The following is a 25369-nucleotide window of genomic DNA, read 5'->3' on the forward strand; positions in this document are numbered from 1 at the left end:
ATGTTCGACAACGTTCCGCTGCTGCTCCACGGCTTCGAGATCGCGCTCTCCTGGCATCACGTCGCCCTGATGATCGGCGGCGTGCTGCTCGGCATCCTGGTCGGCGTTCTCCCCGGCCTCGGGGCGCCGAACGGCGTGACGCTGCTGCTGCCGCTGACCTTCTCGATGGACCCGGTCTCGGCCATCATCCTGCTGACCTCGATGTACTGGGGCGCGCTGTTCGGCGGCTCCACCACCTCGATCCTGTTCAACATTCCAGGCGAGCCCTCCTCCGTCGCCACCACCTTCGACGGCCATCCCATGGCCAAGAACGGCCAGGCGACCGAGGCGCTCACCTACGCGTTCATGTCCGCCGGCTTCGGCGCTATGGTCGGCGTCATCGTCATTACGCTGCTGTCGAGCGCCGTCGCGGACTTCGCGCTCAAGTTCTCGTCGCCGGAGTTCTTCGCGGTCTATCTGCTCGCCTTCGCGAGCTTCGTCGGCCTCGGCGGCGGCAACCCGTTCAAGACGATCGTGTCGCTGACCCTCGGCCTCGCCTTCGCGACCGTCGGGCAGGACACGATCTCGGGCTCGCTCCGCCTCACCTTTGGGTTCGACGAGCTGCTCCGCGGCATCTCCTTCCTGGTCGCCGTGATCGGCCTGTTTGGCCTCGGCGAGCTGGTGCTGACCATGGAGGAAGGGCTGCGCTTCAACGCCGTCGCCTCCCGCATCTCGCCGAAGAAGGTGTTCCAGACGATCGCCAAGATGCCACGCTACTGGTTCGCTCTGCTACGCGGCAGCCTGATCGGCGTGTGGATGGGCGTGACCCCCGGCGGACCGACCGCGGCCTCGTTCATGAGCTACGGCGTCGCCCGCCGCTTCTCCCGGCGCTCGGCCAACTTCGGCAAGGGCGAGCCGGAGGGCGTGGTGGCGCCCGAGACCGCCGACCACGCCGCCGGCTCCTCCGCCATGCTGCCCATGCTCGCGCTCGGCATCCCCGGCTCCGCGACGGCGGCCGTCATGCTTGGCGGCCTTATGATCTGGGGCCTGACGCCCGGCCCGACCCTGTTCGTGGAGCGTCCGGACTTCGTGTGGGGCCTGATCGCCAGCATGTACCTCGGCAACGTCGTCGCGGTGGTGCTGGTGCTCGCCACCGTGCCGCTGTTCGCCGCGATCCTGCGCATCCCCTTCGCGGTGGTTGCGCCGCTGATCGTCTCCGTGTGCTTCATCGGCGTCTGGACGGTCGCCTCCGCGGAGTTCGACCTCTGGCTCGTGCTGGCCTTCGGCGTGATCGGCTACCTCTTCAAGAAGCTCGAATACCCGATCGCCCCGCTCGTGCTCGCGATGGTGCTCGGCGACAAGGCCGAGGACGCCTTCCGGCAATCGATGCTGATGTCGGGCGGCTCGCTGGGGGTGTTCTTCTCGAACCCGCTCGTCGGCACGCTCACCGCCATCGCCCTCATCCTGCTCGCCTGGCCGATCGTCGCGATGTTCCTCGGCCGTCGCCGCGCCAGCGTCGCGGCCGTCGCAGCCGCCCACGCCGAACGGAGCCCGTCATGACCGACGCCAAACCCGCCGTCGCGTTCCTCGGCATTGGCTTGATGGGGCGCCATCAGGCCGCGAACCTTCTGAAGGCCGGCTACGACGTGACGGCGTGGAACCGCTCCCGCGCCAAGGCCGAGGCGCTCGAAGTCTTGGGCGCGCGCGTCGCCGACAGCCCGGCTGAGGCGGTCGCCGACGCCGACGTCGTGGTGGCCATGCTGGAAAACGGCCCGATCGTCGCCGAAGTGCTGTTCGGCTCCGGCGCGGACGCTGCGCTGAAGTCCGGCGCGGTCGTGGTCGACATGAGCTCGATCAAGCCCGCGGAAGCGCAGGACCATGCGGCCCGGCTCGCCCGGCGCGGCGTGGCGCATGTGGACGCGCCGGTCTCGGGCGGCACCGTCGGCGCCGAAGCCGGCACGCTCGCCATCATGGCCGGCGGCGAGCCCGAGGCCTTCGCCCGCGTCGAGACGCTGCTCAAGGCCATGGGCCGGCCGGTCCACGTCGGGCCCTCGGGCGCGGGACAGCTCGCGAAGCTCGCGAACCAGATCATCGTCGGCGTCGCCATCGGCGCCGTCGGCGAAGCGCTGATGCTGGCGGCCAAGGGCGGAGCCGATCCCGCCAAGGTCCGCGAGGCGCTCCGCGGCGGCTTCGCCGAGAGCCGCGTGCTGGAGCTGCACGGCCAGCGGATGGTCGAGCGCGACTTCGTCACCAAGGGCCGCTCGGTCACCCATCTCAAGGACATCGACAACGCGCTCTCGGCCGCCGAAGGGCTCGGGCTCGACCTGCCGTTCTCCGGGCTGCTGGCGGACCTGTTCCGCGGCCTGCTCGCGAACGCCGGCGATCTCGACCACTCCGGCTTGCTGGTCGAACTCGAGCGCCGCAACGGACTGGACGGCGCGGACGACCGCGCCGCCTGACATCGCATATCCGATCAACGCCCACGCCAGAGGGGCGCGACGGACTTTTGGACCTGGAGGAACAGCTGATGCCTGCACTCGCCCCCAAGATCGCTCTCGGCCTGCTCGCCACCGCCGCCGTCGTCGCGCCCGCCGCGGCCGAGTGGAAGCCGGTGAAACCCGTCGAATTCGTCGTCGCCTCCGGCGCCGGCGGCGGCACCGACCAGTTCGCCCGGCTGATCCAATCGATCATCCAGAAGCACGAGCTGATGCCGGTGAACATGATCGTCACCAACAAGGGTGGCGGCGCGGGCACCGAAGCCTTCGTCTACGGCAAGCTCGCCGGCGCCGATCCGCACAAGGTGATTTTCGGCACCAACAACGAGTGGCTGCTGCCGCTGGTGACGAAGTCGGGCTACCAGCCGGACGATCTGCGTCCCGTGGCCGCCATGGCGGTCGACGAGTTCCTGCTCTGGACGCACAAGGACGCGCCCTATAAGGACTCGGCCGCCTTCGTCGCCGCGGCCAAGGAGAAGCCCCTGCAGGTCGGCGGCAGCCAGTCGAAGGACACCGACCAGATCCTCTCGAAGAAGATCGAGTACGCGACCGACGCGAAGTTCACCTACATCCCGTTCAAGTCCGGCGGCGAGGCCGCGACTCAGCTCGCCGGCGCCCACATCGAGGCGAACTTCAACAATCCGCAGGAGAACGTCGGCCAGTGGAAGGGCGGCCAGGTCCGGCCGCTCTGCGTGTTCTCGCCCCAGCGCATGTCCTACGACCAGAAGGTCACGGCCGACATGTCCTGGGCTGACATCCCAACCTGCAAGGAAGCCGGGATCGCCGTCGAGCAGTACCAGATGCCGCGCACGGTCTGGCTGAACGCCAAGGCGACCGACGAACAGGCCGCCTACTACGCCGGCGTGATGGCCAAGGTGCGCGAGACGCCGGAGTGGAAGGAGTGGCTGGCCCGCACCTCCCAGACCGACCGCTTCGTCACCGGCCAGGCCTTCGCCGACCAGGTGAAGAAGGAGCAGGCCGAGGCCCGCACCCTGTTCGAGAAGGCGGGCTGGCTCGTCACCAACTGAGACGGGCTCAAGGGGCCGTGGGCGCTCCCGCGCGCGGCCCCGCTTCTCGCTTGCGCTTCGGCGCCCTACCATCCGCCTGACGATCCGCGGAAGGTGAGGGCGATGCGGCCTCTGGTCGGCCACGGCAGGGTGACGGAGCGGGGCGGCGCGGTGAGCGCGCCGGCCGCGCGCCGCTGGGCCGGCGGCGCTGTCACCTTCGACCGCCGCGCCTGGGTCTGCGAGCACGCCACGCTGGACTGGACATCGCCCTCGCACCTGATCGTCCTCACCGAAGCCGGCGGGACAGGCGCCACGGAAGTGCGCGTCGACGGCGGCGGTCCCTACGCCGGCCGCGACGCCCCCGGCGCCCTGAGCTTCGTGCCCGCGGGCCTGCGCCGTCGTGGATCCTATCGGCGGGCGGACCTCTCCTACGCCGCGCTCTGGATCGACCCCGCCCTCGGCGAAAGCCTGGCGGGCTGCGCCGGCCTCTCCGCGCCGCACGCCTTCGTCAACGGCGAAGATCCGGTGATCGCGGCGCTGCTGACGGGACTGCGCGACGCTGTCGGCGAGGGAGGCGATCCGGGAGCCGCCTACGTCGAACACATGACGGCGCTGATCCTGCTGCGGCTGTCCGCGCTCGGCGGCGCCCCTGCCCCGACCGACGCCGGCGGCGGGCTCTCCCGTGGGCGATGGCGCGGGTCGTCGACCATGTCGAAGACCATCTCGGCGAAGATATCGCGCTCGCCGACCTCGCCGGCCTGCTGGACATGCCGGTGGACCGGTTCGCCCGGCGCTTTCGCGCGGCGATGGGCGTCGCGCCCTACGCCTACGTGCTGGAGCGGCGCGTGCGACGGGCGGAGCGGCTGCTGGGCGAACGGCGGGGGAGCCTGGCCGAGATCGCCCTCGCCTGCGGCTTCTCCAGCCAGAGCCATTTCGCGACCGCCTTCCGGGAGCGCACGGGCCGCACGCCGGGCGCTTACCGCGCGGAGATCGCCGCGCGATCCTGAAATTTGCGCCGGGATGCTGGAAGCCGGCGCGGACCGTCCAATCTAGAACCGTTATGGACAGCGCCCGCACCCCCGACGGGGTTGGAACGCGACCGCATCCGCACGCGGCGTTGGCCCGGACGGCTTCGATCGCGCTTCGCACGGGCGGCCCCCGCCGATCTGCGAGGACGCCGCATGATGACCGAGACCGAATTGCTACGCCTCTCGCGCCGGGAGGTGCTGGAGGCCTCCGTGGCCGCCGCGGCCCTGGGCGTCTGCACGCCAGCGGCCGCGGCTGCTGCAGGGGCCTCGGCGGCCTCGCCGGCAGCCTCGCCGGCGGCGCCCGCCTCCGAGGTGCGCTTCACCGTCAACGGGACGCCGACGACGCTGAGCCTCGATCCCCGTACGACGCTACTCGACGCGCTGCGGGAGCATCTGCATCTGACGGGCTCGAAGAAAGGCTGCGACCACGGCCAGTGCGGCGCCTGCACGGTGATGGTCGGCGGCCAGCGCATCAATTCGTGCCTGACGCTCGCGGTGATGCACGAGGGCGACGAGGTGACCACCATCGAGGGGCTCGCCGCCGACGCCGAGCTGCATCCGATGCAGGCCGCCTTCCTCCGCAACGACGGCTTCCAGTGCGGCTACTGCACGCCGGGCCAGATCTGCTCCAGCGTCGCCATGCTGAAGGAGGTTGAAGCGGGCTGGCCGAGCCACGTCACCGAGGACCTGGGCATCACGATCGAGCTCACGGACGCCGAGATCCGCGAGCGCATGAGCGGCAACCTTTGCCGGTGCGCCGCCTATCCCAACATCGTCGCCGCGATCCGCGACGCATCCGAGGGAGGCGCCCTGTGACGCCCTTCACCTACGAACGCGCCGCCGACGCGGCGGCGGCCGCCAAGGCGGTCGCGGAGCGCCCCGACGCCGCCTTCATCGCCGGCGGCACCAACCTCGTGGACCTGATGAAGCTCGGGGTCGCGCGGCCGAAGCACCTGGTCGACATCTCGCGGCTGAAGCTTGACGCGATCGCCGAGTCCGAGGACGGCGGCCTTGTCATCGGCGCGCAGGTGAAGAACTCCGCGCTCGCCGCCGACGCGCGGGTGCGTCGGGCCTATCCCCTGCTGTCGCGCGCGCTGCTGGCCGGCGCCTCTGGGCAGTTGCGGAACGCGGCCTCGACCGGCGGGAACCTGCTGCAGCGGACGCGCTGCCCGTACTTCACCAACACGGCGACGCCCTGCAACAAACGCACGCCCGGCTCCGGCTGCTCGGCGCTCGGGGGCTTCAACCGCATCCACGCCGTGCTCGGCGCGAGCGACGCCTGCATCGCCACGCACCCCTCCGACATGGCGGTGGCGATGACTGCGCTCGACGCGCAGGTGCGGACGGTGACCGGCGACGGCGCGACGCGCGAGATACCGGTATCCGAGCTCTACCGAGACCCGGCGCAGGGGCCCGACGCGGAGACGGTGCTGGCGCACGGCGAACTCATCACGGCGGTCAGGCTGCCTCCGCCGCCTCCCGGCCGTCAGGTCTACCGCAAGGTCCGCGACCGGGCGTCCTACGCCTTCGCGCTGGTCTCGGTGGCGGCGGTGGTCGACGCCCGCGACGGGCAAGTGCTGGGCGGCCTGTTCGCCCTCGGCGGCGTCGCGCACAAGCCGTGGCGCGTCGCCGAGGGCGAGCGGCCGCTCGGCGCCGAGACCCGGCCCGAGGCGAGCTTCGGCGCGGCGGCGGACGCGGCGCTGAAGGGAGCGCGCGGCTACGGCGCGAACGACTTCAAGATCGATCTTGCGAAGCGGACGATCCGGCGCACCCTCGCCGACGCCGCCGGCCTGTCGTCGTGAGGAGGCCGGACATGCCGCTCGACATCTCCGCGAATCCCATCGGCCAGCCCGTCGACCGCGTCGACGGGCGCCTCAAGGTGACGGGCGGCGCGCCTTACGCCTACGAGCACCGGCTCGAACGGGCGCCAGCCTATGGCGTCATCGTCCCCGCGACCATCGCCAAGGGACGCGTCCGCGCTATCGACGCGACGGCCGCGGAGGCCACGCCCGGGGTGCTGCTGGTGATGACCCACCGCAACGCGCCGAAGCAGCCTGCGTTCGGCCCGCCGCGGGCCTCCGCGCGCTTCGCCCGGGCGCGGCCCTATCTCGGCGACGACCGCGTTCGGCACTGGGGCGAGCCCGTCGCCTTCGTCGTGGCCGAGACCTTCGAAGCCGCCCGCGCCGCAGCCGCGCTGGTGACGGTCGAGTATGAGGCCGAGACCCCCGTTCTCGGGCTGGAGCAACATCTGAATACGGCCTACGCGCCGGAGACCATCAACGTCGGCATGAAGACCGACACCTCCGAGGGCGACTTCGAGGCGGCTTTCGCCGCAGGCCCCGTGACGGTGGACGCCACCTACCTCGTCGCCCAGCAGCACCACATGGCCCTGGAGCCCCACGCCGCGATCGCCTCCTGGGAGGGCGACGAGGTGACGGTGCGGACCTCCACCCAGAACGTCGCGAACACCCGGAAGTCGCTCGCGGCCACGCTCGAGATCCCGCTCGAGAAGGTCCGGATCATGAGCCCCTATGTCGGCGGCGGTTTCGGCGGCAAGCTCGGCATGCGAGCCGAAGTCGTGCTCGCGGCATTCGGCGCGCGGGCGCTGAAGCGGCCGGTGAAGGTGGCGCAGAGCCGCCAGCAGGTGTTCTCGAATGTCGGTCACCGCCCGGAGGCCATCCAGAAGGTGCGTCTGTCGGCGACGCGCGACGGCAAGCTGACCGGAGTGTCCCACGAGGTCTGGATGCAGTCCTCGCCGATCGAGGAATTCGCCGAGCAGACCGCGAGCTCCACCCGGGCGCTCTACGGCGCGCCGTCGATCCTGACGCGCCACCGGCTGGTGAATCTCGACATGCAGGGCGGCGAGCCGGTGCGGGCGCCGGGCGAAGCGCCCGGCCTCCTGGCGCTCGAAAGCGCGGTCGACGAACTGGCCCACAAGCTCGGCCTCGACCCGGTGGAGATGCGCATCCTGAACGACACGCAGATCGACCCGGAGAAGAAGGTCCCGTTCTCGTCGCGCAAGCTGGTCGAGTGCCTGCGCGAGGGCGCGGCCCGTTTCGGCTGGAGCGATCGGCCGAAGGCGCCGCGCGAACGCCGCGACGGGCCGACGCTGATCGGCTACGGCGTCGCGGCCGCGATCCGCCCGAACTATCTCGGCCCCTGCGCCGCGACCGTGCGCGTCGCCGAAGACCGCACCGTTCGGGTGCGGACCGACATGACCGACATCGGCACCGGCACCTACACGATCCTGGCGCAGGTCGCCGCCGAGGAGCTGGGCGCGCCGCTCCAGGCGGTGACGGTCGAGCTCGGCGACAGCCGCTTTCCCGTCAGCCCCGGCTCCGGCGGCTCCTGGGGCGCGGCGAGCTCCGCCTCCGCGGTGCTGGACGCCGCGCGCAAGGTCAAGGCCGAGATGGCGCGCACCGACGAGGCGCGGGTGTTCGAGGCGACAGGCTCGGTGAAGGGCATGCGCGAGACCCAGTCCTACAAGGACTACTCGCAATACTGCTTCGGCGCGCACTTCGCCGAGGTCGCGGTCGACGAGGACACCGGCGAAATCCGTCTGCGGCGGATGCTCGGCGCTTTCGCGGCCGGCCGGATCCTGAACGCGAAGACCGCCCGCTCCCAGATGATCGGCGGCATGATCTGGGGCGTGTCCTCGGCGCTGTTCGAGGAGGCGGTGGTCGATCCGCGCTTCGGCCACGTCGTGAACGGAGACCTCGGCGAGTACCACGTGGCGGCCCACGCCGACGTGCCGAACGTCGACGCCTTCTTCGTCGACGAGCATGACGACAAGGCGAACCCGCTGGGCGCAAAGGGCGTGGGCGAGCTTGGCATCTGCGGCGCGGGAGCGGCCGTCGCGAACGCGGTGTTCAACGCCACGGGCGTGCGGGTGCGGGAGTTCCCGATCACGCTAGACAAGGTGCTTGTCGGCTGAACGGGGCGGAGGCCGGCCGCGCCGCCTCACCGCGTGCGCAGCAGCGATACCAGATAGGCGCCGCCGATCAACGACGCGAAGAGCCCGAGCGGCAGCTGGTAGGGGAAGATCACCGTGCGGGCCAGGACGTCGGCCGCCACCATCAGGATCGCGCCGATGAGCGCGCCCCCGGCGAGATGGGCGGTCGGCCGCGTCAGCCCGCTGGCGTAGGCGGCGTGGGGCGCGACCAGTCCCACGAAGCTCAGCGGCCCGACGATCAGGGACGCCGCGGCGGCGAGCAGGGCCGCGAGCGCGGTGAGCGCGAGCCGCGCGGGCCGCAGCCCAAGCCCGAGGCTGCGGGCGACCGGGGACCCGAGCGGCAGCACGTCGAGCCAGCGGCCGACGAAGGCGAGCGGCAGAGCGAGCGCCGCCGCGGCCGCGCAGGCGATAAGCGCCTCGTCCGGCCCGATGGCGCTGGTCGAGCCGGAGATCCAGCCGAGCAGCGCGAAGGCGCGGGTCGACGCCGTGGCGATCACCGCGTTCAACGCCGCGAGGCACAGCGCGGAGAGCGTCGCCCCCGCGAGCAGGAAGCGCTCGGCGCCGACGCCGCGCGCGCCGGACATCGCCAGCATCAGCACGAGCGCCGCCAGCGCGCCGCAGGCCGAGCCTGCAAACCGCAGCGGCAGCTCCGTGCTGGCGGAAAGCAGCATCACCACCGCGAGGCCGAGCCCGGCGCCGGCGCTGACGCCCAGCACCTCGGGGCTCGCCAGCGGGTTGCCCGTCATGCGCTGCACGATCACGCCCGCGGCCCCCAGCATGGCGCCGGCCGCCGCCGCCGCGGCCGTGCGCGGCCAGCGGAACGGCCAGACCTCGGCGAAGCCTGCGCCGGTCGCCGCATGCCAGCCGTCCGGCGCACGGCCGAGGGCCACGGCGGCCAGGAGCACGAGGGCCGCGAGCGCGAGGAGCACGGCGAAGGTGCGCGCGGCCGGTCGGGACGAGGCGCGCACCGGCCTCTGCGGGCGGTCCGCCATCTTGAGGCGCGGCAGCAGCCACAGCATCAGCGGCGCCCCGAGCAGCGCGGTCGCGGCGCCCGTGGGGATCTGGCTGAAGCCCGCGGGCAGGCTCTGCACCAAGCCGTCCGCGAGCCACAGCAGCACGGCGCCCACGAGGGGCGAGGCCAGCAGGACGGCCTTCGTGGTCCGCGCCCCGGACAGTCGGGCGAGCGCGGGACCGGCCAGACCGACGAAGGCGATCAGCCCGACCTCCGCCGCGACCGTCGTCGCCAAGGCGACCCCGACGCCGAGCGCCGCAAGCCTGATCGCCGCGACGGGCGCGCCGAGGCCGCGCGCGCCGGAGTCGCCGGTCGCTATCACGCCGAGCGGCCGCGCCAGAAGCGCCGCGGGAAGCGCCGCGAGAGCGAGCGCCGCCGCAATCGCGCCGGCCGGCGCCCAGCTCTGCTGGCTAAGCGAACCGCCGCCCCAGATCAGCAGCGCAAACAGATATTCGCCCTGCGACAGGATCAGCGCGGCGCTGAGCGAGCTCGCCACCATCGCGACGATCATGCCGGTGAGGACGACCGAGACCGGATCGAGCCCGCGCCGCCAGGTCAGCGCCAGCACGGCCGCCACGGCCCCCGCGCCCCCGGCGAAAGCCACCGCTTCGCGGCCCAAGCCGCCAAGACCAGGCGCCAGCAGCGCGGCCAGCGTCAGCGCGAGCTGCGCTCCCGCGGAAACGCCGAGCGTGGCGGGCTCCGCCAGCGGATTGTCGAGCGCGGATTGCAGCAGCGCGCCGGCGAGCCCGAGCGCGGCCCCGGCGAGCAGCGCCGTCGCCGCCCGCGGGATCAGACTGTGCAGCAGCAGGAGGCGGTCGAGCTCGCTCGACGGCGTAAGTCCGGCGCCGAGATGACGGCCCAGCGTCGCCGCCCAGAGGGCCGCCGCGACGAGGCCAAGCAACAGCCAGGGCGCCCATCCCCGCAAGGCCGCCTCACGCATGGTCGCGGCCCGCCAGAGCCTCGTCGAGAAGGCGCGCGAAGCGCAGGGCGGCCGGCAGCGCGCCGAACGGATTGATCGGGCCGAGATCGACCACGCGCCCGCCCGCGACCTGCGGCATCGCCCGCCAGAACGCGCTCCCGTCGAGGCTCGTCAAAACGCCGGGCGGAGTCGGCCCGACGATGACGATCCAGGCCTCGGGCATGCCGGCGAGCGCTTCCAACCCCACGCTCGCCACCGCGCCATAGGCGCTGCCGCCCGCCCAGGCGGAGCGCAGGCCGAGCCGCGCCAGTACGTCGACGAACAGGCTGTCGGCCCCGAACGCGCGGAAATGGCGGGCGTCGCCGAAGTTCGTCACGAGGAACGGACGGTTCGCGAACGGCGCGAGCCGGCTCCGGGCGGCGGCGAGGGCGGCGTCAGCCCGGGCGACGAGCGCTTCGGCTTCCGCCGCCCGGGAGAGGCGCGCGCCCAGCGCCCGGCTCGCAGCTTCCGCCGCGGCGTAGGGCGAGCGGCCGGGCTCGTAGATCGAAAAGCTCTCGACCGGCGCGACGCGCTCGAGCTGCGCGCGGTACTTCTCGTACCAGGGCGAGCTCAGGATCAGGTCGGGCCGCGCGTAGAGCAGCATCTCCGCGTTGATCTCGCCCCGCAGCCCCAAGTCCGCCACCTCGGCGGGCACGGCGGGTTCGATCGCGGCCCGGCGGAACAGCTTCAATTCGGTCGCCGCGACGGGCGTCACGCCGAGCGCCAGCGCCGTCTCCAGCATCGCCCAGTCGATCGCCGCGATCCGGAGGTTTGCGGCGCCGGCGGGGGCGCCGAGGGCGCCGGCTAGGCCGGTCCCCGCGAGCGACGCCAAAAGCGAGCGCCGCGTGAGGCCGAAGGAGTGTGGTCCGTTCAAACGCCCAGCTCTTTCAAACGCACGAAGGGGCCGGCGAGCCGGCCCCTTCCAGATCGAAGACGTGTCTCAGATCACCAGGTGTAGCTCGCCTTGACCAGCGCCCGGCGGCCCTCGCCGTAGGAGCAGACGTTGATGCCCTGGCAGCCCGACACGTAGCGCTTGTCGAACAGGTTCGTCACGTTGAGGCTGACCTTGTAGGCGTCCCACTCGTAGCGAGCGGCGACGTCGAACAGCGTGGCGGACGGGACCTCGGGATGAACTCTGGTTCCATTCGGCAGCGTATAGGCGTTCGGCTGAGTCGCTTTGGATTTGCCGAGGTAGCGTACGCCCCCGCCGAGGCTAAGGCCCTTCAGCGATCCGGTCGTGAACGTATAGTCTAGGAATGCCGAGCCGATGATCTCGGGCACGAGGAAGGGCTGATCGCCCTTGAGGTCGACTGGCCCGAACGTGGACGGGTCCGTGCCGACGCCCTTCAGAATCTTGAGCTGATAGGCCGTGAACGAGCCGATGAACTTCCAATTCTCGGTCAGGTTCGCCTGGGCCTCGAACTCAAACCCTCGAGAGCGAACCTTGCCGAGCTGGGTCTGCTCCCGGAACGGCCCGGAGACGACGTTCTCCTTCTCAAGATCAAAAATCGCGGCGCTGAACAGCCCCGAGAACCAGGTCGGCGCGTATTTGACGCCAGCCTCGTACTGGATGCCAGTCTCGGGCCGGAACGGCGTACGGCGCACGCCGCCGGGAACGTTGACCACGTTGGACCCAATCAGCGGGTTGAAGGTGCTCGCCACGCTGACATACGGCACCAGGCCGTTCGAGAATTCGTAGCCGAGACCTGCCCGGCCGCTGAACCGGCCCTTGTTCAGGCTGGCGTCTTCACCGGTGTCGTTGAGGCCGCCGAAGGCGTCGGGAAGGCGCTTGTAGTCGGCGTCGAGCCAGATGCGGTCGTAGCGGCCGTTCAAGGTCGCGATGAAGCCGCGGCCGAAGCGGATCTGATCCTGAATGTAGACGCCGGCCTGATGCAGGTTGGTGTTCTCGTCGACATAGGGAAGCGTGCCGGGCTGCGGCTGATTGAGGTCAGGATTGTGGACGTCGACGGGGGTGGCGAAGGAGGTCGAGGCCTGAACCTCGTCGATGCGGTAGAATTTGTAGTCGACGCCGAACAGCAAGGTATGGTCGAGGCCGCCGGTCGCAAACTTGCCGACGACGCTGTTGTCGGCCGTAAAGTTAAACACTTCAGTGTCGTGGTCGAACCGGATGCGGGCCAGCTGGGTGTTGCCAGCGCTCGGCCTCTCCGCAAAGCCGTAGCCGAAGGGGTAGAGCTGGGCCTCCTCGACATGGCCGTAGGCGAAGCGGGCCTTCGAGTTCACGGTCCAAGTCTCGATCAGGTCGTGCCGCAGATCATAACCGACCATGGCCTGACGGCGGTCGAACCGGTCGATGTCCGGGTCCGAATAATTCTCCTTGCGGTTGATGTGGCCGAGATCGATCGAACCGTCCAGGGATCGCGCCCGCTTCACCGTCCCGTAATACGGGAGGAAGTCGCCGCCGCCATGGTTCTGATCCATGTGCTGGTAGTTGGCGTAAAACGTAAAGTCGGTGCCGGCGTCGGGCGAATAGGTCGCTGCGCCCTGGATGACGCCGCGAATGCCGTCCTCGTGCTTCGAATAGCCGTCGCCGCCCTCGAGCTTGCCGGTGAAGCGATACTTCCAGACCGGCGGCAGCGGGTTCAGCTTGCTCTCGACGCCGCTCGGCACGACCCTGTTGATGTCGAACGCGCCGTAGCCGGTCGGATAGTTGTCGATCCCGACCTCGATCTGATTGAAGTCATGATCGAGCGGACGCTTGCTGACGTAGTTGATGATGCCGCCGATGTTGCCGCCGCCGTAGAGGGACGACGACGCGCCACGCAGCACCTCCACGCGCTCCAGCAGATAGCTGTCGGTGTAGAAGTTGCCGAACGCGAAGTTCATCAACTGCATGCCGTCACGGTATGTGCCGGTCTGGGTGGCGTCGAAACCGCGGATGTAGAACCAGTTATTGTCGCTGTCCTCGCCGAAGGGCTGCGCGAACACGCCGGCGGAGTAGCGCACCGCCTCGTCGGCCTTCTGCGCCCCGATGTCGTCCATCTGCTGGCGGCCGACAACGCCGATCGACTGCGGGATCAGCTGGACCGGGGTGTCGGTCTTGGAGCCGGTCGTGGTCGCGGCCGGCACGTAGCCCTGCACCGGCGCCGTGCCCGACCCCGTCTGCTCGCCGCGGCCGGTGACGGTGAGTTCGTCGAGGGCGACCGTTCCGCCATCCGCGGCCTGCTGCGCCACGGCCGGAGCAACGAGGAGAGCGGACGCTGCAACCCCGATCAACAGTGCGCTCTTCAATCCAGCGCCGCGGCTCTTTCTCATCGTACGCCCATGTATTGTTAGTTTAGAGCGACTATAAAGAGCTAGATTAGAACTCTTAAAACCAACGCCGCCCGTGGAGATTGTGTCCTAACAGCGGCATCTCAGTTTTTATTGATCGTTTTTGCTTGAACGTTGTCGCCTTTTGGGCAGTTTCGCTGAATGTAGGGAAAGCGTCGCTGAGCGATGCCGCGGCGCAACAGTGCGGACGCCAGAGGAGGCGGGCGATGGCGGCCTTTCGACCGCGGATGGAGTCGCGGCGCGACGGGATCGAGGTCGTCGACGGCTGGCGACGCTCCGGCGCCTCGGGCTGCGTGGAGCTGTGGCGGGCGAACTGCGCGTCAGGCGCCAGCGGCGACTATGTCTCGCAGGATCCCCGACTGTTCGTGGTGCTTGAGCCGCTCGCCGCTCCGATGGCGTTCCGCGAGGCGGGGCGGCAGGTCGCGGTGTCGACGGGCTCCGGCTTCAGCTTCGTGCCCGCAGGCGTGCGACTGTCCTCCCGCTTCGCCGGCGCCACGTCGATCCTCCATCTAGACGTGCATCTCTCCGCCGAGTGGCTCCGCGAGATGATCGGGGCGGACGGCGCGCTGAGCGAACCCCGGCTGATGGCGAGCGACGAGCGCGCGCTATCGCTCGCGCGCATGCTCGCCGCGGAATGCGCCAGCGCAGCGCCCCTGCCCCCGCTCTACGGCGACAGCCTGACGGCCGCGCTGATCTCAGCCGCGATGGGCGCGACCGTTCCGGTCGCCCGCAAGCGCAGCGGCCTGCCCAAGCGCAAGCTCGACGCCGCCATCGGCTACATCGAGGCGCACTGCGGCCGCCCCATCCGTCTGCAGGAGCTCGCCGACCTCACCGGCATGACGCAGAGCCACTTCAGCCACGCCTTCAAGGCGGCGACCGGCGTGCCGCCGCATCGCTGGCAGATGCAGGCGCGCATTCGCAAGGCGCAGGACCTGCTGACGCGCAGCGACGCGTCGCTCACCGAGATCGCCGCCGAGACCGGGTTTTCGGATCAGCCCCATTTCACCCGGGTCTTCCGCCAGATCATCGGCCGGACCCCGGCCGCTTGGCGCGACGCCGCGGGCTGAGCCTATTCCCCCGGCGCGAGCGCGGGCGTCTCGGGTTCGAGGCCCGGTTTGGCCTTGCCATCGGCCTTGCCGTCGCGGGCGAGCGCCCGGCAGACGACGTAGAACACCGGCGTGAAGATCAGGCCGAAGATCGTCACGCCGATCATCCCGTAGAACACCGCCGTGCCGAGCGACTGCCGCATCTCGGCGCCGGCGCCGGTCGCGAGCGCCAGCGGCACGACGCCGAGGATGAAGGCGAGCGAGGTCATCAGGATCGGCCGGAGCCGGGTCTTCACCGCGTCGATCGCGGCCTTCGCCCGGCCGATCCCGCGGTCCTCGTTCTGGCGCGCGAACTCGACGATCAGGATGGCGTTCTTCGCGGCGAGCCCGATGAGCACCACGAAGCCGGCCTGCGCGAGGATGTCGACCGGCATGCCGCGGATCGTCAGTCCGGTGACCGCCGCGAGCAGGCACATCGGCACGATCAGGATGATCGCGAGCGGCAGCGTCCAGCTTTCGTACTGGGCCGCGAGCAGCAGGAAGACGAGCAGCGGGCCGCGCACCGGCGAGCGGACCTCGGTGAACTCGAGGTCCAGCCGCGCCCGCGCGACCGCCGCCTCCGCGGTCTTCCGCGCGGCGTCGGCGGCCTGACGCTGCTGGATGCGCTGCTCGTGCGTCGCGACCGCGATGTTGGAGCTCTTCACCAGTTCCTGGCTGCGCTTGGCGTCCGCCTCCGCGAAAGCGAGCTGCGCCGTCGCGCCCGCGAGTTGCGCCTCGGCTTGCGCCAGCGCCGTCTGGTAGGGGCGCTTGTCGATGACGAACAGCGCCTGCCCGGCCTCCACGATCTGGCCGTCCTTGAAGTTGATCTCGGTGAGATAGCCCGACACCCTCGGCCGCACCTCGACCATCGCCGTCGGCTCGAAACGCCCGGTGAACTCGTCGTAGTCGGTCACCTCGCGCACGAGGGGGTTCGCCACCGTCACCGTCGGCGGCGGAGGCGCCGCGGTCTGCGCCGTCGAGGCGTCCATCCGTCCCCATCCGTAGAATCCAGCGCCCGCGGCAAGGAGGCCCGCGCATGTGAGGCCGATGACGCGGACGACCCGCATGGGCTGCTCTCCGAACCGGTGTTGAATGTCGCAATGCAACAAAGGTAGGGCGGCGGCCGTCGACGTGTGATCACTATCTCGTCGACGGCCGCCGGGGATGCGGGGGGCTTCGCATCCCTCGGGACGTGGCGGGGACGCTGAATCCACGCCCCAACGTCTGAGGGGTTAGCCCTCGTTGTCGTTTCCGCTCCACTCGATCGTGGTGCGGTAGGCCGCGTCCGGCGTCGCCGGGCGCTGGGTCTCGTAGGCCCGCTCGAGAGAAACCGGGGCGCGATCGCGCAGGCGCTCGTCGAGCATGCGCGACTGCTGGGTCCGCTCGCGGGCGGGCTCGGCGTTGCGCTCGGCGGCCTGGGCCGCGGCGGTCGCGAGCAGAGTGGCGGCGATGGCTGAAAGGATGCTCTTCATCGATCTTCTCCTCTGTTTCTCCGTCGGACGATCCGTCGTCGAGACGTGGAGAGCGTCTCTGGCGATGCTGACGTTCTAACCGCCGTCTGTCGCAGAGCTCTGCCAAGGAACGCGGGCTTGGTCGCCAGATGTCGCGGAGCGCGGTGTCGATACATTCCGATACACTTTTCCCAGGAGCGCGCCTGGCGATGCGGCTATGGTGAAGCGCTGCTCGAAGAACGAAGACGAGATGGACGCTCAACCGCATATCGCCGTCGTCGACGACCACCGGGACATCCGCGATCTGGTGGGCAAGTATCTCGTGAAGCACGGCTACCGCGTCAGTCAGGCCGAGAGCGCCGCGGCGTTCCGCCGGCTGATGGAGAAGAACGGCATCGACCTCGTGGTGCTCGACGTGATGATGCCGGGCGAGGACGGCCTGTCGCTCTGCCGCGACTTGCGCAGCGGCGCGGACCTCCCGGTCATCCTGCTGACGGCCATGGCCGACGAGACCGACCGCATCGTCGGCCTCGAGATCGGCGCCGACGACTATCTGACCAAGCCGTTCAACCCTCGGGAGTTGCTGGCCCGGATCAAAGCCGTGCTGCGCCGGGTGCAGAGCCTGCCGCCGCAGCGGGCGACGCCGAAGGCGCGCGAAATCCGGTTCGACCGGTGGCTGCTCAACGTCGGTCGACGCGAACTGGTGGACGACAACGGGCTCGCGGTGCCCCTCAGCACGGCGGAGTTTCGGCTGCTCTCCGCCTTCATCGACCATTCCGGGCTGGTGCTGAGCCGCGACCAATTGCTCGACCTGACGGTCGGCCGCACGGCCGATCCCTTCGACCGCAGCATCGACAACCAGGTGAGCCGCCTGCGCAAGAAGATCGAGGCGGATCCGAAGGCGCCGACGCTCATCAAGACCCACTGGGGCGGGGGCTACAGCTTCGGCGCGGAGGTGCGGGCGCCATGATCCAGATCTGGACGCGCAGCCTGACGGTGCAGTTCATCGGCCTGATGTTGCTGGCGCTCGCGGTCTCCCAGGGGATCGGCGCCGCGATGTTCCTCGGCGAGCGCGGCGAGGCGCTGCAGAAGGCCGCGAAGTCCGAATTCCTCAGCCGCTGCGCGTCGATCGCACAGGTGCTCGAGACCACGCCGGCCAGCGTGCACGAGGACATTCTGCGCGCGAGCGGGACGACCTATTCCCGCTTCTGGGTGACAGCCGAGGCTCCGGGCGACGCCGCGGCATGGCGCGAGGAGGCGTTCCGACAGCTGACGCAACCGCTGCCGAGCTTCACGAGCCTCGGCAGCCCCGCGAAGCTCGCGGGCCCGAACGTCTTCACGCCTCCGACGACCCCGCCCGCGGACCCCAACTGGCGCGAGCTCCCGGCGCACGCGTGGCCGCTGTCCCGCCCGGCGAAATTCCTGTCGCTGAACGACGCCAACGGCATGGGCCTCGCCGTGCGGCTGAAGGACGGCGGCTGGCTCAACACTGCGCTCGCGAAGCCCGCGCCGAGCGGATTCTGGACCGAGCAGTCGATGGTCTCGATCGGCCTGACGGCGGTCCTGCTCTGCGCCATCGCCGCCTTCATCGCCCGCGGCATCACGCGGCCGATGCGCCGGATGGCGGCCGCCGCCGAAGCGCTCGGCCGCGGGGAGCAGAGCGCGCTCCCCGAAACCGGCCCCGACGACATCCGGCGGACCGCGGAGGCGTTCAACCTGATGCAGGCGCGCCTGCAGCGCTTCGTCGATGACCGCACGCGGATGCTGGCCGCCATCGGCCATGACCTGCGCACGCCGATCACTTCGCTTCGGCTGCGCGCCGAGTTCGTGCAGGACGAGGAGACCCGCGAGAAGATGCTCGCGACCATCGAGGAGCTCCGGTCCATGACTGAGGCCGGCCTCGCCTTCGCACGCGAGGAATCGTTGGTCGAGGAGACGCGGGCGGTCGACCTCCGGTCGCTGGTGGAGAGCCTCTGCGACGACCTCGCCGAGATCGGTCAGGACGTCGCCTTCGAGGACAGCGCGCGCGTGACGCAGCGCTGCCGTCCTGACGCATTGCGCCGCGCGGTCCGCAATCTGGTCGAGAACGCCGTGCGCTACGGCGGAGAGGCGCGGGTGCGGGTGGCGAGCGTGGGAAAGAGCGTGGAGATCGTCGTCGAAGACCGTGGACCCGGCATTCCGCAGGAGGCGATGGAGCAGGTCTTCGCGCCGTTCTTCCGCCTGGAGGAATCCCGCAGCCGCGAGACCGGCGGCATGGGCCTCGGCCTCGCCATCGCCCGCACCATCGCGCGACGCCACGGCGGCGACGTCGCGCTCGCGAACGTCGCCGCCGGTCTTCGTGCGACGATCATGCTGCCCGCGACGGAGACGCCGTCCGCGGCGCGGCGAGATCGGCCTGCGCTGCGAGCGCCAGCCGTCTCGGCGCAGTTGACCTAATCCGTCAGGGCCCGCCGCATCGACGCCAGAACGCCCCGCTCGGCCGAAGCCGAAAGCGGAGCGCCCCATCCAGGGTGGTTTTGGTGCGTCGCGACGAAGACTACAGAATGAAGTCGTCGGCGGCGACGCTGCCGAGGCCCGCGAGCTTGACCGAGAAGTCGGCCACACGGTCGCCGTCGACGTCCGTGAACACTACGAGCGCGTTCTGATAGACTTGATAGCGCACTTCGTCGCCGGCGCCGGTGAATCTCCCGGTGCCGATGAAGCTAAGTTCGTCGTTCGCGTCGAGGCCGCTGAGGTCGATCTTGTCGCCCTCCGCCGATTTGAAGTCGCCGATCGTGTCGCGTGTGGTCGAAGCCAGGCCGCTATCGGCAACGTTGGTGAAGATGAAGGTGTCGGCGCCAGCCTTACCATAGAGCGCGTCGACGCCCCTGCCGCCGGTGAGCGCGTCATCGCCGGCGCCGCCCACGAGACGGTCGTTTCCGCTTCCGCCCCGCAACTGGTCGTTGCCCAGCCCACCATTGATGGTATTGGCGCCTGAGTCACCTACCAGGCTGTCGTTGAACGCCGAGCCAGTCACGTTCTGAATGTTGGTGTAGCTGTCGCCGGTGGCGTGCCCGCCTGAGGCGCTGCTGTTGCTGATATTGATGCTGACCTTCGCGTTCGACGCGCTGTAGTCAAGGGTATTGGAGCCAGCGCCGCCGTCGATCGTATCAGCGCCGGCGAGACCCGAAATCACGTCATTGCCGTTGTAGCCGAACAAATGATCGCCGCCGGAGCCGCCGCTGAGGTTGTCCGCGCCGCTGAAGGCCCTTGCGGGCAGGCTCGGCGTGGCGTCGAGATGCAGGTTGTCGATCGCCTCGGTGCCCTCGCCGCCGAGCAGCCCGCCGACGAGCCCGAGCAGCCCGGTGACCGTGCCGATCACCCCGCTCGCCTCGCTGCCGAAATCGACCTTGACGGCGTCGCCGGCATAGCTCGCGACGACCCCCCCGCTGCTGTTGGTGACCGTGATGTGGTCGTAGTAGCCGCTGGCGCTCACCGTCCCCGCCAGCAGCGATCCGGTGAAGCTCGCAGTGAACTCGCCGATGTAGTGATAGGTCAGCCCGTTCGCCACGAACGTGTATTCCGAGTACGTCTCCTGGGCATTTCCGGTCAGAATATTGCCGGACGCACTCGTCCGATTGGCGAACGTCTCTGCGGTCGATTGTCCCGTATTGTTAATCCACAAATCACGATTGTCGAAACCGGCCGAGCTTCCAGAGGTGTACGTTGACATTGTTACCATCCACATCGGTGTGCACTGATGTTGATCAGCAGATCACTAGGCGGATGATCAATTTCCTTACATGAAGGATTGCATTTGAATCGAGGTTGGGCAGCCCCGAAATTCGCCCAAAAAAGCCAAGGAGCGGAACCAATTTCGTGGTTTGCTACGTGTCTGGATAATAAGGATTTTAGCAGCCTTGGGCGTCTGCTCTAGCGAAATCGCTGGGCAATTCAACGTCACAGGGCGCCTGCGGGATCAGACTTTCTGTTTAGTCATATGATCACTAAAAAAGGCGGCGCCCGCAAAGTCATTCTCTGACCGGAACGAGAACGATCGAAGGGTCCGTACCGGAGTCGCCGACAAAGCGACCGATTTTGAAGCGTTGTCGCCTGGAGACGCGCCTCTCGAGGCCTGCCAGCACGGCGCTTTCGCGCGGCGATCAGGCGGCGAGATCCAGCCGCTTATGGAAGTGCTCCGCCAGGGCCGCGAAGAACAGCCGCTGGCGCTGGAGTTCGTCTTCGGTGGGCTGGCCGCGCTTGTTCTCGTCGACGGCCGCCAGCGAAACCGCCGCGGCGTCGAGGCGTTCGAACAGGGCCTCAAAGTAGCGCGGCACGTTGACCATCGGCGCGTTGATCAGCGGCTCGAGTTCATCCGCCAGCGCGGACACGCGGTCTTCAAGGTCCGAGGCGCCGCCGGCGGCGTAGACGGCCGCCCGCGCCGCGACGAGTTCCATCACCTCGCCGACGCTGATCGTGCCCATGGAGCGCTCCTCTATCGTGTTCATCCGACCACGATAGAGGAGCGCTTTCATGGTTTACGGTCCGTTAACGCGCGGCCGCTGACGGGTCTTGGGCTTCCCGCCTCGAGAACGACCAGCGAGCGCCGCGAAAGCGCTCGCTGGTCGGCACGTCGATTACGCCGCCTTCGCAGCGGGCTTGCGGCCGCGCTTGGCGGGAGCCGGCGCGGCGGCCGCGGCGGCGCGCTGCTGCCCGAGGCCCATCTTCTTCGCGAGTTCCGACCGTGCGGCCGCGTAGTTCGGGGCGACCATCGGATAGTCAGCCGGAAGGCCCCACTTCGCGCGGTAGTCCTCGGGGCTCATGTCGTACTTCGTGCGCAGATGACGCTTGAGCGACTTGAACTGCTTTCCGTCCTCGAGGCAGATGATGTAGTCCGGGCTGACGGACTTCTTCACCGGAACCGCGGGCTTCAGCTCGACGACCGGCTCTTCGACCTTGCCCTTCGCCGTTGCAGTGAGCGCGGCGTGAACGGACTGGATCAGGGCGGGAAGGTCGGCGGACGGCACAGAATTGTTGCCGACGTAAGCGCTCACGACATCTGCGGCGAGCGAAACGAAATCGGTCTCGTATTCCATTTTGGGGGAAACTCCATATGAGATGGTGGTCAGATGATCCATCCGCCGCTCTAGCGCAATAGATATCTTTCGAACCGTTTGTCGCACAGCAAGATAATTGGCTGATTCTGACGCGGTCTGCACTCTCAAATCGCCCGGACGTCCTGCCCGCACGCGACGACTGCATCGCGTTCGCCGCTTTGCCGAGCTTGCTTCGACCGAACATCGCGCCGTTTGTTTCCGCAGATGTCTGGGAAACTCTGGCGCGCTCGCGAGATGAAGCGTTTGCTGCGCCGGTCCGTCGGGGGCGGACGCGTGGGGACGTCAGTCCGACGTCGTCGCCGGCGCCCTCAACGTCATCAGGACCGGTAGGACCGCGAGAGCGACGACTCCGATCATCGCGCCCGGCGCCATCGCCCAGCCGGTGCGTTCGGTGAGGACATGCGCGAGATAGGGGGTGAGGCCGCCGAACACGGCGGTGGCCGTCGTGGCGCCGAGGGCGAGGCCGGTCAGCCGCCCCTCGCCCGGGAACTGCTCGGCGGTCGCGACCGCGCCGACCGCGCTGACGCCGCCCGCGAGGGCCGCAAGCACGACCGCGCCGAGGAGCGCCTGCGTCCCCGAGCCGCTGGCCATGAGCGCGAACAGGACGATGGGCAGGACCGCGCTGCCGACGCCGAGCGCCGTCAGGACGGGCCTGCGCCCCCATCTGTCGGAGAGCGCGCCCGCGAGCGGCGTCACCAGGATCACGACCACGGCGGCGATCGTCGACAGCCACAGCGAGGCCCCCTCCGCGAAGGCTCCCGTCGAGGTGAGGAACGAGGGCACGTAGGTGATGCCGACGTAATAGGTGATCGAACCGAGGGCCGAGATGGCGAACCCGCGGAAGATGCCGGCGCGGTGATGGGCGAGCGCGTAGCGCAGCGGCTGCGCCGGCGCGCTCCCCAAAGCGCGCTGGCGTTCGAAATCCGGCGACTCGTGCATGGCCGAGCGCGCGATCCAGACGCTGCCCGCCAGCGCCGCGCCGACGAAGAAGGGGATCCGCCAGCCCCAGGCGTCGAGATCGGAAGGGCTGAGCCAGTGGACGGTCAGGGCGGACACGCCGGCCGCGAGCAAGGCGCCGACCTCGCTCGCGGCCGACGCGGACGAAGTGATCAGACCGCGCCGCTCCGCAGGCGCGCCCTCCAGCAGATAGGCCACGACGCCCACGTACTCGCCGCCGACGGAGAAGCTCATCACGCAGCGCAGCGCCAGCAGCATCCACGCCGCGGCGGGGCCGATCTGGGCGTGCGTCGGCAGCAGGGCGGTGGCGAGCATCGCGGCCGTCATGACGACGACCGACAGCAGCATCGCCCGCCTGCGCCCGAACCGGTCGCCGATGTGGCCGAACACGACCGCGCCGAGCGGCCGCAGCAGATAGGCCACGGCGAAGCCTGCGAGGATGGCGGCCAGCGAGCCCTCGCCCGACCCGACGAACACCCGCGACAGCACCGTCGCGAAGTAGAGGTAGAGCGTGAAGTCGTACCACTCGACGACGGTCGAGAACGCCGCGATCGCCATGGAGCCGCGCGACAGCGTTCGAGGCTCCACGTCAGCGGCCGCGGTCATACCGGCGCTCGTCGGGAGCCTCTCGAACGCGGCGTCAACTCTTGTACTCCGGTTCCTGGCGGTCGAGCGTCCGGCGCACGGCCGCGAGATGGAGCCGCGCCGAGTCCGGATCGCCCTCGCGCATCTGCCGGTAGGCCGCCTCGGCGATCTCGGGAGCCACGGGCAAAACCTGACGCCCCGTCGAGAGCGCGAGCGTCTGAACCTCGCAGGCGCGTTCGAGGTAGTAGAGATCGTCCCAGGCCTCCGCGATCGTCGGCCCCAGCACCATCACGCCATGGTGCTTCATGAAGACGATGTCGGCGTCGCCCACCGCCGCGGCGATCCGGTCGCCCTCGCGCTCGTCCAGGGCGAGACCGTTGTAGTCCCGGTCGACCGTCGTCCGGCCATAGAACTTCAGCGCCGTCTGCCCCGCGAAGATCAGCGGGTCGCCCTCCGTCATGGACAGCGCCGTGGCGTAGGGCATGTGGGTGTGGAACGCGACCCTGGCCCGCGGCACGCGTTTATGGACGCGGGCGTGGATGTAAAAGGCGGTCGCCTCCGGCGCGCCCTCGCCCGCCACCACGGCGCCGTGAAAGTCGCAGACGAGCAGCTTGGACGCCGTCAGCTCGCTGAAGGCGTAGCCGTAGGGATTGACGATGAAGAGGGCGTCGTAGCCGGGAACGAGCGCCGAGAAGTGGTTGCAGATGCCCTCCTCGAACCCGCAGCGCGCCGCCATGCGGAAGCACGCCGCGAGATCCACCTTGGCCTCCCAGACCGCCTCGGAGTCGAGGTCGGGCTGGTTGGCGCCGGCGTCAGACGCCTGAAGCGAACCATCGTGCGACAGCGAATGCGCCATGGGCCTTCGTCTCCTCCCGGCCAGAATGTCCCGCAGAGGTTCTGGGGCCGGGGCGCCCGGTTTCGAGGGAGGCGCGCAAGGTCCGTCGCGCCGGGGCGCGCCTTAGAACGGGAACTGCCGCTTGCCCATCTGCAGCGTCACCCACTTCACCTCGGTGAGTTCCTCGAGCGAATAGCGTCCGCCCTCGCGGCCGAAGCCGGAGTTCTTGACGCCCCCGAAGGGCACGTGGGGCTCGTCCGAGATGGTGGTGTCGTTGACGTGAACCATGCCGGATTCGAGGCGCATCGAAAGGTCGAGCGCCTTCTGCATGTCGTTGGTGATCAGCGCGGCGGAGAGGCCGTACTCGGTGTCGTTCGCGATGCGGAGGGCGTCCTCGGAGTCCTCCGCCCTGATGAGCGAGACCACGGGGCCGAAGCTCTCCTCGTGGTAGATCCGCATCTCGGGCGTGACGCCGGTGAGGACAGTCGGCTGGTAGAACTGCCCCTCGTGCGTGCCGCCGTACACGATGGCGGCGCCCTTCTGCTTGGCGTCCTCAAGTTGGCCGTCGATGAAGTCGCACTGCCGCGCGCGGATGAGCGGCCCGATGACCGTCTCCGGATCGCGCGGGTCGCCGACCTTTATGCCAGCGGTCTTCGCCTTGAACTTCTCCGCGAAGGCGTCGAACAGCGGCGCCTCGACGATGACCTTCGAGCTCGCCATGCAGACCTGCCCCTGGTGCAGGTAGACGCCGAAGGCCGCGGCGTCGACGGCGTAGTCGAGGTCGGCGTCGGCGAGCACGATCAGCGGGCTTTTGCCGCCCATCTCCAGCGTGAATCGCTTGAGGTGCGTCGCCGCCTGCACCGCGAGGTGGCGCCCCGTGCGGGTGGAGCCGGTGAAGGTGATCATCTTGACCCGCGGGTCGGCGATCAGACGTTCGCCCACTTCGGCCGGAACGCCCGGCACCACATTGAGCAGCCCTGCGGGAAGGCCCGCCTCGTCGAACAGGTCGGCGATGATCGCGCCCGAGAGCGGGGTCTCCTCCGAGGGCTTGAGGATGAAGGCGTTGCCGACCGCGAGCGCGTAGGCGATCTTCTTCATCGACAGCAGGAAGGGCGAGTTGAAAGGCGCGATGCCGGCGATGACGCCGAGGGGCTTCCGCACCGAGATCGAGATCTGGCCTGGCATGGTCATCGGCATGGTCTCGCCCATGACGTGCCGGGCGTCGCCGGCCGCCACCCGCAGGGCGTCGACCACGTAGTCGATCTCCCACAGCGCCTTGGAGAACACCGAGCCGCACTCCTCAATCAACAGGTCGCGGATCTCCGGCGTGCGGCGCACGATGACGTCAGCGGTCTTGAGCAGGATCGCCTCGCGCTCGCCCACCATCGCGGCGCCCCACTTGGCCTGCGCCGCGTGAGCGGAGGCGATCGCGGCGTCGACCTCCTCGACGCCGGCCTGCTGGGTGCGGGCGAAGACCTCGCCGGTGGCCGGGTTGACGTCGTCCGCCAGCATGTTCCGGGACGAGTCCGTCCACTTCCCGTCGATGAACAGCTTGTAGTGCGGCACGCCGTCGATGACGTCGAAGGCTGCGGGGTTCATGTCGGTCTCCTGCGAGGATCGCGGCCCGGTCAGCCGCGG

At 69.5% G+C, this 25369-nt stretch carries 20 protein-coding genes and 2 pseudogenes; 10 read left to right on the forward strand and 12 right to left on the reverse strand.

The window, feature by feature from the left end:
• The 7 genes from K244_RS0111780 (at window position 1) to K244_RS0111810 (ending at window position 8443) form a co-directional block, all read left to right on the forward strand.
• The gene (locus tag K244_RS0111780) at window positions 1-1539 is read left to right on the forward strand and encodes a tripartite tricarboxylate transporter permease (RefSeq protein ID WP_020186474.1); all 1539 of its coding nucleotides are present in this window, start codon (window positions 1-3) and stop codon (window positions 1537-1539) included.
• Window positions 1452-2438 (forward strand): NAD(P)-dependent oxidoreductase, encoded by a 987-nt coding sequence (locus K244_RS0111785; RefSeq protein WP_346430354.1) that lies wholly within the window; start codon window positions 1452-1454, stop codon window positions 2436-2438. The genes K244_RS0111780 and K244_RS0111785 overlap by 88 nt, the downstream gene beginning before the upstream one ends.
• 68 nt (window positions 2439-2506) lie before the next feature.
• Window positions 2507-3502 carry a tripartite tricarboxylate transporter substrate-binding protein gene (locus tag K244_RS0111790; RefSeq protein WP_036305711.1) on the forward strand — a complete coding sequence of 332 codons (996 nt, stop codon included), beginning with the start codon at window positions 2507-2509 and terminating at the stop codon, window positions 3500-3502.
• Window positions 3503-4170: 668 nt separating this feature from the next.
• Window positions 4171-4488: an AraC family transcriptional regulator gene (locus K244_RS22715; protein ID WP_020186477.1), complete on the forward strand. Its 318-nt coding sequence runs from the start codon at window positions 4171-4173 to the stop codon at window positions 4486-4488.
• 177 nt (window positions 4489-4665) lie between these two features.
• Window positions 4666-5325 carry an aldehyde dehydrogenase iron-sulfur subunit PaoA gene (gene paoA / locus K244_RS0111800; protein WP_024816465.1) on the forward strand — a complete coding sequence of 220 codons (660 nt, stop codon included), beginning with the start codon at window positions 4666-4668 and terminating at the stop codon, window positions 5323-5325.
• Entirely contained in the window at window positions 5322-6311 is a 990-nt protein-coding gene (locus K244_RS0111805; RefSeq protein WP_020186479.1) for a xanthine dehydrogenase family protein subunit M, read from the forward strand. The genes paoA and K244_RS0111805 overlap by 4 nt, the downstream gene beginning before the upstream one ends.
• An 11-nt stretch (window positions 6312-6322) precedes the next feature.
• Complete coding sequence (locus K244_RS0111810) at window positions 6323-8443, forward strand: xanthine dehydrogenase family protein molybdopterin-binding subunit (RefSeq protein ID WP_020186480.1); 2121 nt, start codon at window positions 6323-6325, stop codon at window positions 8441-8443.
• Between the two features lie 26 nt (window positions 8444-8469).
• Here the strand turns inward: K244_RS0111810 and fhuB are convergent, their stop codons facing one another.
• From fhuB to K244_RS0111825, 3 genes are all read right to left on the reverse strand, one after another.
• Window positions 8470-10413 (reverse strand): Fe(3+)-hydroxamate ABC transporter permease FhuB, encoded by a 1944-nt coding sequence (fhuB, locus tag K244_RS0111815; protein WP_020186481.1) that lies wholly within the window; start codon window positions 10411-10413, stop codon window positions 8470-8472.
• On the reverse strand, window positions 10406-11305 hold the full coding sequence (locus tag K244_RS0111820; RefSeq protein WP_020186482.1) for an ABC transporter substrate-binding protein: 900 nt from the start codon (window positions 11303-11305) through the stop codon (window positions 10406-10408). Before K244_RS0111820 ends, fhuB begins: the two co-directional genes overlap by 8 nt.
• Window positions 11306-11376: 71 nt before the next feature.
• Entirely contained in the window at window positions 11377-13665 is a 2289-nt protein-coding gene (locus K244_RS0111825) for a TonB-dependent siderophore receptor (protein ID WP_020186483.1), read from the reverse strand.
• Window positions 13666-13928: 263 nt separating this feature from the next.
• On the opposite strand from K244_RS0111825, the gene K244_RS0111830 reads away from it, so the two are divergent.
• Entirely contained in the window at window positions 13929-14789 is an 861-nt protein-coding gene (locus K244_RS0111830; protein WP_036305717.1) for an AraC family transcriptional regulator, read from the forward strand.
• A 2-nt stretch (window positions 14790-14791) separates the two neighbouring features.
• On the opposite strand, the pseudogene K244_RS24180 reads toward K244_RS0111830, so the two are convergent.
• From K244_RS24180 to K244_RS0111840, 3 genes and pseudogenes are all read right to left on the reverse strand, one after another.
• Window positions 14792-15319 (reverse strand): annotated as a pseudogene (locus K244_RS24180) (efflux RND transporter permease subunit); the annotation flags it as partial.
• A gap of 15 nt (window positions 15320-15334) precedes the next feature.
• Window positions 15335-15874: pseudogene (locus tag K244_RS24185) on the reverse strand (efflux RND transporter periplasmic adaptor subunit); the annotation flags it as partial.
• A 165-nt stretch (window positions 15875-16039) separates the two neighbouring features.
• On the reverse strand, window positions 16040-16279 hold the full coding sequence (locus tag K244_RS0111840; protein ID WP_020186486.1) for a hypothetical protein: 240 nt from the start codon (window positions 16277-16279) through the stop codon (window positions 16040-16042).
• A gap of 229 nt (window positions 16280-16508) precedes the next feature.
• Here K244_RS0111840 and K244_RS0111850 point away from each other — a divergent pair, with 229 nt between their 5' ends.
• Complete coding sequence (locus K244_RS0111850; protein ID WP_024816466.1) at window positions 16509-17228, forward strand: response regulator; 720 nt, start codon at window positions 16509-16511, stop codon at window positions 17226-17228.
• On the forward strand, window positions 17225-18694 hold the full coding sequence (locus K244_RS0111855) for a HAMP domain-containing sensor histidine kinase (RefSeq protein WP_020186488.1): 1470 nt from the start codon (window positions 17225-17227) through the stop codon (window positions 18692-18694). The genes K244_RS0111850 and K244_RS0111855 overlap by 4 nt, the downstream gene beginning before the upstream one ends.
• 100 nt (window positions 18695-18794) lie before the next feature.
• On the opposite strand, the gene K244_RS21900 is transcribed toward K244_RS0111855, so the two are convergent.
• The 6 genes from K244_RS21900 to K244_RS0111885 all read right to left on the reverse strand — a co-directional run bounded on the left by K244_RS21900 (window position 18795) and on the right by K244_RS0111885 (window position 25330).
• Window positions 18795-19970 carry a calcium-binding protein gene (locus K244_RS21900; protein ID WP_197027166.1) on the reverse strand — a complete coding sequence of 392 codons (1176 nt, stop codon included), beginning with the start codon at window positions 19968-19970 and terminating at the stop codon, window positions 18795-18797.
• A gap of 430 nt (window positions 19971-20400) precedes the next feature.
• Window positions 20401-20721 (reverse strand): hypothetical protein, encoded by a 321-nt coding sequence (locus K244_RS0111865; protein WP_020186490.1) that lies wholly within the window; start codon window positions 20719-20721, stop codon window positions 20401-20403.
• Between the two features lie 153 nt (window positions 20722-20874).
• Window positions 20875-21333 carry a MucR family transcriptional regulator gene (locus K244_RS0111870; RefSeq protein WP_020186491.1) on the reverse strand — a complete coding sequence of 153 codons (459 nt, stop codon included), beginning with the start codon at window positions 21331-21333 and terminating at the stop codon, window positions 20875-20877.
• 303 nt (window positions 21334-21636) lie between these two features.
• Window positions 21637-22917 carry an MFS transporter gene (locus tag K244_RS0111875; protein WP_020186492.1) on the reverse strand — a complete coding sequence of 427 codons (1281 nt, stop codon included), beginning with the start codon at window positions 22915-22917 and terminating at the stop codon, window positions 21637-21639.
• A gap of 34 nt (window positions 22918-22951) precedes the next feature.
• A complete protein-coding gene (locus tag K244_RS0111880; RefSeq protein ID WP_020186493.1) occupies window positions 22952-23752 on the reverse strand; it encodes an aldolase in 801 nt (266 codons plus the stop codon).
• 102 nt (window positions 23753-23854) lie between these two features.
• Entirely contained in the window at window positions 23855-25330 is a 1476-nt protein-coding gene (locus K244_RS0111885; protein WP_020186494.1) for an aldehyde dehydrogenase family protein, read from the reverse strand.
• Window positions 25331-25369: the final 39 nt, after the last annotated feature.

It is taken from the genome of Methylopila sp. 73B (assembly GCF_000526315.1).
In the GTDB taxonomy this organism is placed as follows: domain Bacteria; phylum Pseudomonadota; class Alphaproteobacteria; order Rhizobiales; family Methylopilaceae; genus Methylopila.